Consider the following 262-nt stretch of genomic DNA (forward strand, 5'->3'; position numbering starts at 1 on the left):
GTTCAGCGCGTACGGCCTGGGCTTCTTTACCGTCGCGGACGAGGATTGCAATATCCGAAGGACGCAAACCTCTGAAGTCATCTCCCTGAACAAAACCAGCGCTACCGTTTTGCCCGCCATTGAGCAGTGCGGTGATCTGACTGGCACAGGCGGCAGCCATTTGCTGGCGATAGACCGCGCCGGACAGCGGCTGATCGCTGGGCAATAGCCAGACATTAAGTGCCGCGACGTTTTGCCCGGCAATCCGCAGCGTCTCCTTGCG

General features: G+C 59.5%; 1 protein-coding gene. It reads right to left on the reverse strand.

Features of this window, described 5'->3' with window-relative positions; genetic code table 11:
• On the reverse strand, positions 1 to 262 hold a 262-nt coding region (locus AAEY83_RS16100; RefSeq protein ID WP_351060602.1), incomplete at both ends, for a hypothetical protein.

Origin of the sequence: Psychrobacter sp. TB20-MNA-CIBAN-0197 (assembly GCF_040309765.1) — a bacterium.
Lineage (GTDB): Bacteria > Pseudomonadota > Gammaproteobacteria > Pseudomonadales > Moraxellaceae > Psychrobacter > Psychrobacter submarinus.